The sequence below is a fragment of the Kitasatospora sp. NPDC091335 genome, from assembly GCF_044757205.1.
In the GTDB taxonomy this organism is placed as follows: Bacteria; Actinomycetota; Actinomycetes; order Streptomycetales; family Streptomycetaceae; genus Kitasatospora.
Map to the genome: position 1 here is coordinate 28,434 of NZ_JBIVUM010000030.1, position 12,715 is coordinate 41,148.

14 protein-coding genes are annotated in these 12,715 nt (G+C 74.4%); 10 read left to right on the plus strand and 4 right to left on the minus strand.

The genetic code is table 11. The annotated features are described in order from the left end of the window. The first annotated feature begins 53 nt into the window (after positions 1 to 53). Together ACIQOW_RS37735 and ACIQOW_RS37740 are read left to right on the plus strand one after the other, a co-directional pair. Complete coding sequence (locus ACIQOW_RS37735) at positions 54 to 1,238, plus strand: glycosyltransferase (protein WP_401092353.1); 1,185 nt, start codon at positions 54 to 56, stop codon at positions 1,236 to 1,238. A 142-nt stretch (positions 1,239 to 1,380) separates the two neighbouring features. Further along, positions 1,381 to 2,055 carry a thiol:disulfide interchange protein DsbA/DsbL gene (locus ACIQOW_RS37740; RefSeq protein WP_401092354.1) on the plus strand — a complete coding sequence of 225 codons (675 nt, stop codon included), beginning with the start codon at positions 1,381 to 1,383 and terminating at the stop codon, positions 2,053 to 2,055. 154 nt (positions 2,056 to 2,209) lie between these two features. Here the strand turns inward: ACIQOW_RS37740 and ACIQOW_RS37745 are convergent, their stop codons facing one another. Both ACIQOW_RS37745 and ACIQOW_RS37750 read right to left on the minus strand, forming a co-directional pair. Next, positions 2,210 to 2,956: an SAM-dependent methyltransferase gene (locus ACIQOW_RS37745; RefSeq protein WP_401092355.1), complete on the minus strand. Its 747-nt coding sequence runs from the start codon at positions 2,954 to 2,956 to the stop codon at positions 2,210 to 2,212. A gap of 42 nt (positions 2,957 to 2,998) precedes the next feature. After that, positions 2,999 to 4,186: a glycosyltransferase gene (locus ACIQOW_RS37750; RefSeq protein ID WP_401092356.1), complete on the minus strand. Its 1,188-nt coding sequence runs from the start codon at positions 4,184 to 4,186 to the stop codon at positions 2,999 to 3,001. A gap of 18 nt (positions 4,187 to 4,204) precedes the next feature. On the opposite strand from ACIQOW_RS37750, the gene ACIQOW_RS37755 reads away from it, so the two are divergent. Continuing rightward, positions 4,205 to 4,975 carry a glutamate racemase gene (locus ACIQOW_RS37755; RefSeq protein WP_401092357.1) on the plus strand — a complete coding sequence of 257 codons (771 nt, stop codon included), beginning with the start codon at positions 4,205 to 4,207 and terminating at the stop codon, positions 4,973 to 4,975. Between the two features lie 355 nt (positions 4,976 to 5,330). Here the strand turns inward: ACIQOW_RS37755 and ACIQOW_RS37760 are convergent, their stop codons facing one another. Continuing rightward, a complete protein-coding gene (locus tag ACIQOW_RS37760) occupies positions 5,331 to 6,413 on the minus strand; it encodes a polysaccharide deacetylase family protein (RefSeq protein WP_401092358.1) in 1,083 nt (360 codons plus the stop codon). A gap of 404 nt (positions 6,414 to 6,817) precedes the next feature. Here ACIQOW_RS37760 and ACIQOW_RS37765 point away from each other — a divergent pair, with 404 nt between their 5' ends. The 3 genes from ACIQOW_RS37765 (at position 6,818) to ACIQOW_RS37775 (ending at position 8,466) form a co-directional block, all read left to right on the plus strand. Then, positions 6,818 to 7,090 carry a hypothetical protein gene (locus ACIQOW_RS37765; RefSeq protein ID WP_401092359.1) on the plus strand — a complete coding sequence of 91 codons (273 nt, stop codon included), beginning with the start codon at positions 6,818 to 6,820 and terminating at the stop codon, positions 7,088 to 7,090. Between the two features lie 325 nt (positions 7,091 to 7,415). Beyond that, positions 7,416 to 7,967: a sugar transferase gene (locus tag ACIQOW_RS37770; protein ID WP_188295625.1), complete on the plus strand. Its 552-nt coding sequence runs from the start codon at positions 7,416 to 7,418 to the stop codon at positions 7,965 to 7,967. A 10-nt stretch (positions 7,968 to 7,977) separates the two neighbouring features. Next, positions 7,978 to 8,466, plus strand: coding sequence for an NUDIX hydrolase (locus ACIQOW_RS37775; protein ID WP_401092360.1), 489 nt, complete (start codon positions 7,978 to 7,980; stop codon positions 8,464 to 8,466). 87 nt (positions 8,467 to 8,553) lie between these two features. On the opposite strand, the gene ACIQOW_RS37780 is transcribed toward ACIQOW_RS37775, so the two are convergent. Then, on the minus strand, positions 8,554 to 9,093 hold the full coding sequence (locus tag ACIQOW_RS37780; RefSeq protein WP_401092361.1) for a PTS-dependent dihydroxyacetone kinase phosphotransferase subunit DhaM: 540 nt from the start codon (positions 9,091 to 9,093) through the stop codon (positions 8,554 to 8,556). Between the two features lie 321 nt (positions 9,094 to 9,414). On the opposite strand from ACIQOW_RS37780, the gene ACIQOW_RS37785 reads away from it, so the two are divergent. The 4 genes from ACIQOW_RS37785 (at position 9,415) to ACIQOW_RS37800 (ending at position 12,710) form a co-directional block, all read left to right on the plus strand. Next, a complete protein-coding gene (locus ACIQOW_RS37785; RefSeq protein ID WP_317619965.1) occupies positions 9,415 to 9,639 on the plus strand; it encodes a DUF397 domain-containing protein in 225 nt (74 codons plus the stop codon). 793 nt (positions 9,640 to 10,432) lie between these two features. After that, entirely contained in the window at positions 10,433 to 10,927 is a 495-nt protein-coding gene (locus tag ACIQOW_RS37790) for a hypothetical protein (protein WP_188295628.1), read from the plus strand. A 95-nt stretch (positions 10,928 to 11,022) separates the two neighbouring features. Then, positions 11,023 to 11,106, plus strand: a complete 84-nt coding sequence (locus tag ACIQOW_RS37795) for a putative leader peptide (RefSeq protein WP_350526312.1) — start codon at positions 11,023 to 11,025, stop codon at positions 11,104 to 11,106. 254 nt (positions 11,107 to 11,360) lie between these two features. Next, positions 11,361 to 12,710: an acyl-CoA dehydrogenase family protein gene (locus ACIQOW_RS37800; protein ID WP_401092362.1), complete on the plus strand. Its 1,350-nt coding sequence runs from the start codon at positions 11,361 to 11,363 to the stop codon at positions 12,708 to 12,710. Positions 12,711 to 12,715: the final 5 nt, after the last annotated feature.

Sequence of the window (12,715 nt, forward strand, 5' to 3'; positions counted from 1 at the left end):
CCAGGTTGCGCGAAGGGGATGTACCGGGCGGAGCACTGTGCCAAGGTCGGTCCATGCCCGACCATATGTCGGCCGATCCGGCCGGAAACCGTCCGCGTGTCCTGCACCTGATCAGCGACTCGCGCCGTGGCGGCGCGCAGAACTTCGCCCGTGACCTCCACCGGGAACTGAGCCGCCGGGGCCAGTCCTCCGCGCTGTGCGCCCTCGCCCCGCATCCGGCCGCCCGCCCGAGCCCCGTCGAGTCGGCCCCAGTTTCCGCAGGTCAGGGACCCGAGGACGGCTCCGACGCCTCCGGTCTGCGCTCCGCCGCCGTGCTGGGCCCCGGCCGACTGCGCCCGAGTACGCTGCGGGCGCTGCGCTCCACCGCCCGCGCCGCCGACGTGGTGCTCGCCCACGGCTCCGACACCCTGGCCGCCTGCGCCCTCGCCCTGGCCGGGACCCGTACGCCCTTCGTCTACGTCTCGGTCGGCCACCCGCGCTACTGGACCGCCAACCGGCTGCGCCGGGTGCGCGGCGGCGCGCTGATGCACCGCGCGGCCGCCGTCACCACGCTCACCGACGAGGCGCGAGACGTCCTGGAGGGGCAGTTCCGGCTGCCCGACGGCAAGGTGCACGTGATTTCCAACTCCCGTGCCGCCGAGAGCTATCCGCCCGCCGACGGCCGGGACGACCGGCGCGCCGCGCGGCACGCGCTGGGCCTGCCGGCCGACGTCCTGCTGGTCGCCTGGATCGGGGCGATAGCTCCGGAGAAGCGGCTGGACCTCGCCCTCGACGTGCTCGACCGGCTGCCCGACGTCCGGCTCGCGATCGCCGGGGACGGCCCGCTGCGCGAGACGCTGGCCCGTCACCCGGCCGCCGCCCGCGCCCACTTCCTCGGCCCGCTGCCGGATCCGGCCCCGCTCTACCGCGCCGCCGACGCGCTGCTGCTCACCAGCGACAGCGAGGGCGTGCCCGGCGCGCTGATCGAGGCGGCGCTGGCCGGGGTGCCCGCCGTCGCCACCGACGTCGGCTGGGTGCGCGAGGTGGTCAGGGACGGTGCCACCGGCGCGCTGGTCGCCCCCGGGGACCCGCTCGCCCTCGCCGAGGCACTGGGCAAGGTGCTCGCGGTCAACCGCGCGGGCCTCGGTGCGGCGGCCAGGGCGCACGCGCTGGAGCACTTCGAGCTGGGCGCGGTGGTGGACGACTGGCAGCGGCTGGTCGCCGAGGTGTGGACGGCGGGCGCGGTGGCCGACCGCTGACCGCACCGACGCCGGCGAGGGCCGTCCGAGTGCACCGACCCCGGCGCGCTCGCCCGGACCGCTGCGCCGTCCGGGCGAATCCGGCCCGGTCGGCACGGCGACAACCGGCCGGTAGCGAAACGTCGCCAGCACACTGCCCGGTGTGAACTCGAAGTCACTGCTGCGGTCCACCGTCCTGCTCACCGTCGCCGCCGGGATTGCCGCGTCCCCCGTCCAGGCCGGTGCGCTGACCCACCAAACCCCCACCGAGGGCCTCCAGTTCGTCCAGCTCGATCATCCGAAACCGGTGCGCGCGAACGCCCGCACGGAGGCGGTCGAGTTCTTCTGGTACGACTGCGGCCACTCCCAGGCGCTGGAGAAGCCCCTACAGGCCTGGGCGGAGAAGCACCGGGCCGACGTCACGCTGCGCCGCGTCCCGGGGATCTGGCCTGGCAGCCGGGAGGAGTCCGTCCAGCGCGGCCACGCCCGTCTGTACTACACGCTGGAGCGCCTCGGCCTGGTCGACCGCCTCCAGGTCGGTGCCTTCCGGGCCGTGCACAACGAGGGGCTCGACCTCACGACCGAGGCCGGCGCCACCGACTGGGCCTCGCGCCAGGGCGTCGACGCCCAGCAGTTCGGCAAGGCCTACCGCTCCGCCGGGGTGGCGAAGTCGGTCGACCAGGCGGCGGCCGCGTTCATCGACAACGGCATCAAGGAACTGCCGACGGTCATCGTCCAGGGCGACCACCGGGCCTCGCCGAGTACGGCCGGCGGCGTGGAGGGGATGCCCCAGGCGCTCGACCACCTGGTGCAGCAGGAGCAGGCGAAGAAGTACTGAGGGCTGCGCGCCGACCAGCCGCCCACGCTGGTGCTCTGGGGGCTGGGTGACCCGTTCGGCGGGTTCATGGGGTTCATGCCGTTCCGGCGGTTCATCCGGTTCGGCGGATCGAGTCGCCTCGGTCGTCCCCGCCGCTTCAGCCGCTTCAGCCGCTTCAGTCGCGGCGCAGCAGGTACGTGACGAAGCCGAACGTCCCCCGGTAGCCGTGCAGCCACTCGGCGCGGTGCCGGTCCGCTGCCGCCCGGACGGCCACCGCGTCGGGGTGGTCCGGGAGGTCCAGCGCCCACTCGGCCAGCGCCCCCGTCCAGGAGAACTCGTAGTCGTCCCACTCCTGTTCGCTGCTGACGTACCCGGACACCGGTGTCCAGCCGGCCGCGAGGACCCGGTCGGTGGTCGTCGCCAGGTCCGCGTAGTCGTCCCGGGCCGCTCCCAGCCCGTCCAGCGCGGCCTGGGACGGCTCGCGCTTCCAGAACCCCTCGCCGACCAGCAGTCGGCCGCCCGGGGCGAGGAGTTCGCGGGCCGCGGCGAGCGTCGGCAGCAGGCCGCCGAACGCATGGGTGGCGCCGACACAGAGCACCAGGTCGAAGGGCTCCTTCGCGGTGAACGTCCGGGCGTCCAGGTGGTGCAGACCGAGCCGGCGGACGACGCCCAGCGTGGTCGCCGTCTCTTGGGCCAGGGTCAGTGCCGCCGCGTCCAGGTCCACCCCCACCGCCCGCCAGCCAGGGCGGGCGGCCAGCGTCCGGACCAGCCAGGCACCCTCGCCGCAGCCGAGGTCCAGCGCCAGGCCCTGTTCCGTCCCGGCCGTGGCCCGGTCCAGCAGCCGGGCCACCGACTCGTCCGTCAGCGGGGCCGCGATCGGATGGTGGGCATGGGCGAGGCGGGAGATCTGCTGACGGTCCATCCGAGCAGTATGGGTCGGGGCGGTCCGGCGCGCAGGGGATTTTCAGGCCCGGGAGTAGGTCCGGCCCTTCCAGGCCGAGCCCCGGCCGCGCCAGTGCTGCACCGCCGAGTCCAGCGTCATCAGCAGGTACATCCCCGCGGTGAAGGGCAGCAGCAGCACGGCCGGCGCCGGCTGCCCGTAGTACCGCACCATCGGCAGGTACGTGCCGGCCATCAGCGCCCAGGCCGCCCCGCCCGCGACCGCCACCGCGGGAGCTCCCGCCGCCAGCCCGGCCACCGTCGCCGCCGGCGGCACCAGGTACACCAGCGCCAGCCCCAGTACCGTCCCGAGCAGCAGCAGCGGCGAGTGCCCGAGCTGGGCGTACGCGCTGCGCGACACCATCCGCCACAGCTGCTCCAGCCGCGGGTACGGGCGGACGCTGTCCACCTCGCCGGCGAGGCCCAGCCAGGTCCGGCCGCCGGTGGACTTCACGGCCCTGGCCAGCGACACGTCGTCGATCACCGCGCCGCGGATCGCCGCCACCCCGCCCGCCCGCTCCAGCGCCTCGCGCCGCACCAGCGAGCAGCCGCCGGCCGCGGCCGCGGTCCTGGCCCCCGGGCGGTTGCTCCGGCGGAACGGGTACAGCTGGGCGAAGAAGTACACGAAGGCCGGCACGATCAGCCGCTCCCAGCCGGTCTCCACCCGCAGCCTGGCCATCTGGGACACCAGGTCCAGCCCGTTGCTCTCGGCGGCGGCCACCAGCTCGGCGAGCGAGTCGGGGCCGTGCGCGATGTCGGCGTCCGTCAGCAGCAGGTACTCGACGTCCGGCCCGGCCAGCTCCACGCCGTGCCGCAGCGCCCACAGCTTCCCGGTCCAGCCCGGGGGCAGCGGGGGAGGGGTGGTGACGGTCAGCTCCAGCCCGTCGACCGTCCGCAGCCGCGCCGCCAGCGCGCCGGTGCCGTCCGTACTGTGGTCGTCCACCACGATCACCCGGGCCCGTCCCGGGTACTTCTGCGCGAGCAGTGTCGGCAGGCTGACCGGGAGCACCGCGGCCTCGTCCCTGGCCGGCACCACGATCGCCGCCCGCGGCCAGCGGACCGGCGGGCGGCGCGGCGGCAGCCGCACGTCGGTGCGCCAGAACGAGCCGTGGCAGCACGCCAACCAGAGCCAGACCAGCAGGGAGAACGCGGCGATCCACAGCAGGACGGTCACCCCGGCAGTCTGCCGCAGAACCGGGCGGGGCGGGCGCATCGACTAAAGTCTTGACCCGTGAAGATCGCACTGATGGACTCCGGAATCGGCCTGCTGGCCGCCGCCGCCGCCCTTCGGAAGCTGCGCCCGGACGTGGATCTGGTGCTCTCTTCCAACCCGGCCTCGATGCCGTGGGGGCCGCGCACGCCCGAAGAGGTGACCGAGCTGGCGCTCGGCTGCTGCCGGGCGGCCGCCGCGCTCGAACCCGATGCCCTGGTGGTCGCCTGCAACACCGCCTCCGTCCACGCGCTCGCCACCCTGCGGGCCGAGCTGGAGCCCGGGCTGCCGGTGATCGGCACCGTCCCGGCGATCAAGCCCGCCGCCGCGCAGGGCGGCCGGGTCGCGATCTGGGCCACCCCGGCCACCACCGGCAGCGCCTACCAGCGCGGGCTGATCCGTGACTTCGGCGGTCCGGCGGACGTCACCGAGGTCGCCTGCCCGGGCCTCGCGGACGCGGTGGAGCACGGCGACGACGAGGCCGTCACGGCAGCCATCGCCGACGCCGCCGCCCGTACGCCGGCCGGCACCGACGCCATCGTGCTCGGCTGCACCCACTACGAACTCGTCGACGACCGCATCCGCGCCGCCGTCGCCCCGACCGCCTCCCCGGCGCTCACCCTGTACGGCTCCGCCGGCGCCGTCGCCGCCCAGGCGCTGCGCCGCGTCGCCGACCCCACCCGTACGGGCGGCGGCACCCTCACGGTCCTCCACGCCGGTGCCCGCGCGGAGCTCCCCCCGGCCGCCGCCCGCTACCCCCAGGGCAACGCCCTCGCGACGCTCATCGGCTGACACGGCGGGAAGTCGACAGGTCGACCTCCCGGTGGCGGATAAATCCCCGCCCGAAAGTACGCGTCCGATCCATCGCCCGTGAGAAGTCGGTCAGGCCGACCTTTTGTGCGGCGCGCGGGAAGTCGACCGGGCCGGTCTTCCGGTGCCCGGCTCCCGAAGAATCGCTGGTCACAAGCGCCCGCCCGGACTCAAGCGCAGAAAGTCGGCCCGGCCGACTTCCGGTGCGCGCCGTGGCGGATCGCGCCGTCGTCCCCTGGCCGTCCGCCTTCGTCCGGAACCGCCGGTGGGCGGGGAGCCGGCCCGGGCCGGCTCCCCGCCCACCGGCGGTGTGCCTCGTCGCGGAGCGCTGCCCGGGCTACGCGACTGCCTGGCGGCGCCAGCGGCGGTAGGCGGGTTCGAGGCCGGAGAGGATGGTGTCGAACCGGCGGGTGCTGGTGGTGGAGTCGACCTGGAGACGGCTGATCTGGAGCGGGTGGGAGGGGAGACGGGGGCCCAGCCGGTGGTCGGAGAGGAAACCGAGGCGGTATCCGAGTTCCTGCAGGACGGTTTCGGCACGGATGTCGTGCCCGCCGTCCGGGTAGGCGAAGGCGATCGGCGGTTCGCCCAGCCAGCGGGTGAGGGCCTCGTGGGCGCCGGCGATCTCGGTGCGCACGGTGTCGTCGTCGCAGCGCCCGAGGCACGGGTGCCCCTGGGTGTGGTTGCCGATCGCGACACCCCCGTCCCGCAGGGCGAGCAGGTCGTCCGGGGTCAGCTGTTCCTGGCGGGGCGGCCGCCGGTCGGCGCTGGCCCGCAGCTCGTGCAGGCTGCGCCGGCGGTCCGGGTCCGGCATGGCCTTGAGCCGGCGGAGCACCTGGGACGGGTGGCCGCAGTCGAGCGAGCGGGCCCGGCCCCCGTGCCGGGCGAGGAAGTCGGCCTCGTGCCACCAGAACGGCCGTTCGGTGCCGATGAGCTCCGAGATGACGAACGCGGTGGCCGGAATGCCCCGGGCGTCGAGGGCCGGCAGGGCGTGGGTGAACACGCTCCGGTCGGCGTCGTCGAAGGTGACCAGGACGCTCCTGGGCGGCAGCGGCCGCTGCTCGGTCACCGCCTGGAGGACCGCGCCGAGCGAGACGGGTGTGGCGAGCCGCCGGAGCCGGTCGAGCTGGGCGCCGAAGGAGCGGTGGTCGGTCACCCCGTGGTACGCGAGCACGGCGAGCCGCTGGGCCGCGCGGGCCCGGAACAGCGGCTGGACGGGGGCGAACCGCAGCCACTCGCCCCGGGCGTCCTGCTGTTCCGGTTCGACGGCCGCCCGGCGACGGCCCCCGCCGTGCCGCCGGTCGCTGCGGACGTGCTCGCCGTACACCCGGTCGGCGGCTCGGCCGACGTCGTGCCGGTCCGCCCCCCACCCGATGGGCGGCGGCAGGGCGCGCACGCCGGTCACCGACCGGGCGCGGGCCATGGAGATCGTTGTAGTGGACTGGGACTGCGGCACGGTTCCCCCTCGTTCGCCGAGCGGCGTGGCGGTACCGCCGGAGGACGGAGCCCGGCCTCCGACTCCAGGGGCGGCGGCTCCGCCCTTGGATATTCCTGTTCTCGGTGGGGGAGTCACACCCGTCCCTCGAACGGCTCCTGGATCACTCAATGCCATTGAGACCGCTGCACCGGGCGGATGGTTGTACCGGGGGGACGAGGATTTTTCGTGGACTGATTGTGGAGCCGAAATGCCCGTGCGGACGCCTTGGACACATTCTCGGCTGACCGCGGCGAGCCCCTGACCAGCCCCGATCCCCCGGTCGCCGAGAGTGCCCGGGCCTTCACTCCCTGCGGGCTGCCTCCGGTGCCGCCCCGGGGTACCTTGGGCTCATGGCAGATGCGGACCGTGACCCCTTCCACCTCCACGGGGCCTCCCGGATGGCCCGGGCGTGCAGCGGCGGGGCACTGGTCACCCACCAGCTCCCGCTGACCGTGGTGGGCCTGGCCTGCCTGGCTCTCGGCATCCTGGTCGCCGTGTTCGTGCCGGACAGTGACGGTCCCGCCTGGGTGATGGCGGTGGCCGGCTGCCTGGCCGCCGGTGTCCTGCTGCTCGGCCGGATCGCCTTCGGCGTGTTCCGCGACCGGCGCCGCGCCGCGCTCTGACGGCAGCCGTACCGGCGTACCGGCCGTACGGAAGGTCGTGCGGAAGGCCGTGTGGAGGTCCGCGCGGAAGGTCGTGCGGAAGGCACGTTTCGACCGGGGGTCCCCCCACCCTTATGTCGATCGTTTTCGGAATTTCGAAACGCGGACCGAGCGAAATTAGTCAGACCGACCGAATATCGTCCAGTCCGACAATCCCTGGGCCCCTTCTTTCACCATTTCCGGACGAAGACTTCATCCCGCCTCTACTGTGAATGCGTTCTTCCGGCTCGAAGCGCAGCGGAGGGGGAGCGATGGTCGGCAGGCCGGATCGTGCCGTGGCCGCCTCATGAGGCGCGGTGGCGACCTCGCCGTCGCCGCCCTGGCCGCGATCGTCGCACTGCCGCTGGCCCTGCTGATCGCCGTCCTGCTCCGCTGCACCAACGACGGCCCGGTCCTCCAGCGGCGGACCCGGACCGGCCGGCACGGCCGCGAGTTCCAGATCCTGCGCTTCCGGACCGGCGGTGACGGCCGGCTCCCCGCCCTGCTACGCCGCACCGGCCTGGAGGAACTACCCCGGCTGTGGAACGTGGCACGCGGCGAGATGGGGGTGATCGGGCCGCGGCCGGTCAGCCCCGACCAGGCGGTGCGCTACTCGGGCCGCGAGCACGGCCGCCTCGCGGTACGGCCCGGACTCACCGGCTGGGCCCAGCTGCACGCCGTGGGCCGCGGCCGGACCCGCCGCCCGCTCAGCCGCCCCGAGTGGGCCGAACTCGACCTCTGGTACGTCGAGCACCGCTCGCTCCGGCTGGACCTGCACATCCTCGGGCGCACCGTGCTGGCCCTGCTGCGCCCCGACACCGGCCGGACGCACCGGGTCGGCCGGGAACCGCCCCGATAGGCTGCGGTCCATGGCCATTCCCCCCTTCCTCGCCGACCTCCGCGCCCTCGTGGGCACCCGCCCGCTCTGGCTGAGCGCCGTCGTCGCGGTCGTGCTGGACGACCGCGACCGGGTGCTGCTCGCCCGCCGGGCCGACGACGGCCGGTGGGCGCCGATCGGCGGCATCCTCGACCCCGGCGAGCAGCCCGCCGACGGCGTGGTGCGCGAGTGCGAGGAGGAGACCGGGGTGGTGGCCGTGCCCGAGCTGCTCGCCTCGGTCACGGTCTCGCCCCAGGTCACCTACCCGAACGGCGATGTGACGCAGTACCTGGTGCTGACCTTCCGCTGCCGTGCGGTCGGCGGCGAGGCGCGGGTGAACGACGACGAGTCGCTGGAGGTCGGCTGGTTCGGGCTGGACGAGCTGCCGCCGATGATCGAGAGCGAGCACGAACGGCTGCGCCACGCGCTGGAGTGCGAGGGTCCGGCGGTCTTCACCTGGGAGGGCAAGGAGCGCCCCTGAGCCCGCCTGCCGACGGCGTCCTGCCGCCTGCCGCCTGCCGCCGGCCCGCCTGCCAGTGGGCCGGCGGTTCTGCGACGGCCCGTCCGGTCAGCCCTTGTACTGCCGGTAGGCCTCCTCGGCCGCGTCCAGCACCGCCGCCAGGTCCCCGCCCGCCGTCGCGGTCGTGGTGGCGGCCACCGCGCCCTCGACGAACGGCGCGTTGGCGAACCGGACCGGGAACGGCAGTCCGTGCTCGTCGGCCTCGGACAGCAGCGCGCGGACGGTGGTGACCGCCCCGCCCAGGTCGGCGAGCACGACCACACCGTGGCCCTGGTCCACCCGGCGGGTCGCGGCGGCCACCAGGACGGCGCTGATGCCGGGCCCGTCCGGCAGGTCGCCGCCGGTCGCCGCGACCGGCGCGGGGGAGTCGGATCCGGTCAACGCCAGCGCGAGGGACCGTACGGCGGTGGCCAGTTCCCGGCTGTGCGAGACCAGGACGATCCCGACCCGACCGTGCGCGGCGGGCCGGCCGGAGGCGGGCCGGGGCAACGGGGTGGGCGAGGGAGGCGTGCGGGGAGCCGGAGGATGGGCCGAGGGGGCGTCGGAGATGGGGATGACGTCGGCGCGGGTGCCGTCCCGGCGGCTCATCGGCTGCTCCCTTGAACGGATCGGTGGGGGTCTTCGGGCTCCCGGACGGCCGACGGGCTCGCCCTCCCGCGCTCCCGGGCCCGGACGGCGCCCGGGAGGCGCCAGGACGGCGCCCTGGCAGCACTCTGGCAGCTGCCCGCCGCCCCCGCCGGTCGGGACACGCCTCGACCCTTCCTCCGGCGATGCCCGTCCCGGGCCGGAGGAGTCCTCGTCAACCCGCTGACCGGGGCCGCGAGGTGTGACTAGGCTGACCCGGGAACGCAGTCGGGAGGAGATCGGTCAGTGGGATCCAACAGCGGGACGGACACGGAGACCGGCGAGGTGCAGCCGGAGCTGGCGCCGAGCGGGAAGCCCAAGGTGGACTTCACCGGGGCGGAGTGGCTGTGCAGCAGCCAGGGCGTCGGAGACGTGCAGATCGCCTTCGTGGACGGCTACATCGGGATGCGGGACGGCCGTCAGGAGGACGGTCCCGTCCTGGTCTTCACACCGGGGGAGTGGCGGGCCTTCGTGCTCGGCGCCCGGGACGGCGAGTTCGACCTCACCTGAGGCTCGCCGGGCCCCTCCGGGGGTCCTTCGCGGGGCCCCCGGCACGGAGCCGGCCCCCGTCGCGGAAGCGGGTCCCCCATCGAGGGGGCCCGCTCCGCAGGCGTTCTTCCGGGTCCGAACATCACAACTGATGATCCATTGAGCGTGCCCCGTCAGAATTTCTGTTGACTGTTAGACAAACGCAGCTCAGAGTATGAGCACGGGCAGACGCCGTGCCCACCGCCCCCACGCGGCCAGACACGGCGCCTGCTGTGCGGTCCGGCACTGGTGCCGGACCATCCTCCCAGTCATCCCCTGCGCACCGGGGTGCGTCGGCCGGTCCCGGCCCCGTGAAGGGCCGGCAGTCGCCGGGAGGCTGGTGCCGGAACCGAGAGCGACTCGGAGACGGCACCGAACGCTCGGGACCCGCACGCCCCCACGCGGCGGCGTCCCGAGCAGATCCACGGGAGCGACGGGCCGGGGCCCCGCGGATCTGGCTTGTGATGCATGGAACTGTTGGCTTGTGTGTTGGTGCTGTGTGCGATGACGAAGCACGGGTGCTCGGCAGTTCGGCACGACAAGTGCACAGTGAGGGAACGCGTGTGCACAGTGAGGGAAACGCGTGTAGGGCCGCGTTGCGACATGCCGTCCCCCCGGAGGGTGAAACCCGGAACGGCTGTCGTGCTGAACCGAACGTAGCCCGGACGGTTGCTCAGAGTCAACATTGGTCTCTGAGCGTCGATCTCCCGCCCGCCCCCCGACGGCGCCCCACCCACCTCGCGAGCGGGGTGTGCCGGACACGTACGATGTTCCCATGTCTTTTCTCCGCCGTCGCTCCGGACAGCCCGCCGGCCCGGACTTCGACGTGCTCGCGATGGACCCGGGTGACTGGCCCGGCGACTTCGGTGCGGCCATGATGACCGGCCCGGACGGCTCCTGCCAGGGGATCTTCCTGCGCTACGACCTGTTCGGCGGCAGAGGCCCGGCGATGTTCATCGGCAACCTCCCCGAGGGCTCGCCCGCCCGGGAGACCGGCGACGACGTGCCCTTCGAGGTGCGGCAGCTGCTCGCGGCACTGGAGAACGACGAGCCGGTCGAGTTCGCCTCGGCCGAGGACTTCCCGGTGATGCTCGGGGACGACCTGCTGATCGTGAAGAAGGTCAAGGTCAGCGAGGAGCGCGTGTTCTGCGCCCAGTTCGGCCGCAGCGACGGGGTCCTGGTCACCATCGCGTCCTGGGACCGACCGATTTCGGACGACCTTTATCAGCTGCTGAAGCCGCTCCCGGCGGACATGTTCCAGCAGGGCTGACCCCGAAGGGGCCGATTCCGGCGGCACGGACCGGCTCCGCCCGGTGGCCGGATCCTGCTTGACGGTATCGATCAACGGTTCGTACAGTCGCGAACATGCCGTGCCGTCTTCCGTTGCTGACCCGTCGCAGGCACCTGGATCTGCGGCGCACCGCCAGCGCGGCGTGTCCGGGTCGCTGAGGGGGATCCGTCCCCAGGCGGCGGGTGGTCGGCCGGGTCCCGGTCGGCGCCGAATCCCGGGGGCGGGCTGTGAGCTGGCCTCCGGGGCCGCCAACCGGTACCGCGCGCCCGTACGGCGTGCCGCCCGCATCCGTCGAGCCCACGCTGCCGCCCGGAGGCACAGCATCATGACGACCCGCGCCGCCAACCGTTCGACCGCCGATCGTTCGTCCGGGGACCATCCGTTCGACGATCGCTCCGCCGACGGAGCCCCCGTGGGCGAACTCCCCGTCGGCGACCGTTCCGCGGCGGACGCCACCGCCAGGAGCACCACCGCCAGGACCGGTTCCGCCGGTCGCCGCTCCAGGACCGGCCCGCCGTCGGCGAGTTCCGGCCGGTCCGATTCCGGCCATCCCGAACCCGTCGGTGCCGCGACCGCCGGTACGTCCGGTTCCGCACCCGGCCGCACCGCGATCGAGACCGCGCTGGCCGGGCTGCCCCGGGTGGTCGACCTGCTGGCCGCCCGCGCGGAGGAGCACGACCGCGACGCGACCTTCCCCTACCAGGGGATCGAGGCCGTCCACGAGGCCGGACTGCTCACCCTCACCGTCTCCGAGCGGTACGGCGGGCCGGGCGGAACGCTCGCCGACACCGTCCGGGTGCTGTCCCAACTCGGCCGCGGGGACGCCTCGGTGGCCGTGGTCACCGCCTTCACCCTGCTCCGGCACGCCGAGCAGGCCCGCCGGGCGGACTGGCCGACGGCCGGCTACCGGCGGCTGCTCACCGAGTCCCGGCGCGGTCCCGCGCTGGTCAACACGCTGCGGATGGAGCCCGGCGGCCACCCGGGGGAACTGCCCGCGACGGTCGCCCGGCGGGACGGCGACGGCTGGCTGCTGACGGGCCGGAAGACGTACTGCACCGGTGCCGAGGCGCTCGCCTGGATGGCGGTGACCGCGCGGACCGACGAGGAGGTGCCGAGGGTCGGCACCTTCCTGGTCCGCGGCGAGAGCGAGGGCCTGGAGATCGACCCGACCTGGGACCAGCTCGGACTGCGGGCCAGTGCCAGCCACGACGTGGTGCTGGAGCAGGTCAGGGTGCCCGCCGACCTCGCGCTCGGTCTGACGACCGGTCGCCGGACGGCTCGTCAGGATGCCGACGCGGGGGCCGAACTCTCGCTCGCCTGGCACGACCTGGCCCTCTCCGCGGTGGCGATCGGCGTCGCCAGGGCCGCCGAGGCCTGGCTGATCCGCTTCCTCAACCAGCGCACCCCGGCCAACCTGACCGAGCCGCTCGGCACCCTGCCGCGCTACCGGACCGCCCTCGGCGAGATCGAGGCCCAGCTGATCGGCGCCGAGGAACTGGTCGAGGGCCTCGCGCCCCGGGTGGACCGGGGCGAGCCGGGGGCCGTCGCCCGGACCGGTCCTGCCCACCTGCTGGCCACCCGGGCCGCGACGGCGGTGGTCCAGCAGGCCGTCGCCCTCACCGGCAACCCGGGCCTGAGCCGGCGTCACCCGCTGGAGCGCTACCTGCGGGACGTGCTCAGCAGCCGGGTGCACCTGGCCCCGGACGAGACCGTCCTGGAGGCCGCGGGCCGGGCGGCCCTGGAACGGGGCGCCCGGCCGTGAGTGCC

Coding starts and splice junctions, on each gene's coding strand:
- ACIQOW_RS37790 (WP_188295628.1), top strand. CDS start 10,433: ATGTCTTTTCTCCGCCGTCGCTCCGGACAGCCCGCCGGCCCGGACTTC.
- ACIQOW_RS37735 (WP_401092353.1), top strand. CDS start 54: ATGCCCGACCATATGTCGGCCGATCCGGCCGGAAACCGTCCGCGTGTC.
- ACIQOW_RS37770 (WP_188295625.1), top strand. CDS start 7,416: ATGAGGCGCGGTGGCGACCTCGCCGTCGCCGCCCTGGCCGCGATCGTC.
- ACIQOW_RS37775 (WP_401092360.1), top strand. CDS start 7,978: ATGGCCATTCCCCCCTTCCTCGCCGACCTCCGCGCCCTCGTGGGCACC.
- ACIQOW_RS37750 (WP_401092356.1), bottom strand. CDS start 4,186: ATGCGCCCGCCCCGCCCGGTTCTGCGGCAGACTGCCGGGGTGACCGTC.
- ACIQOW_RS37760 (WP_401092358.1), bottom strand. CDS start 6,413: ATGGCCCGCGCCCGGTCGGTGACCGGCGTGCGCGCCCTGCCGCCGCCC.
- ACIQOW_RS37780 (WP_401092361.1), bottom strand. CDS start 9,093: ATGAGCCGCCGGGACGGCACCCGCGCCGACGTCATCCCCATCTCCGAC.
- ACIQOW_RS37795 (WP_350526312.1), top strand. CDS start 11,023: ATGCCGTGCCGTCTTCCGTTGCTGACCCGTCGCAGGCACCTGGATCTG.
- ACIQOW_RS37745 (WP_401092355.1), bottom strand. CDS start 2,956: ATGGACCGTCAGCAGATCTCCCGCCTCGCCCATGCCCACCATCCGATC.
- ACIQOW_RS37765 (WP_401092359.1), top strand. CDS start 6,818: ATGGCAGATGCGGACCGTGACCCCTTCCACCTCCACGGGGCCTCCCGG.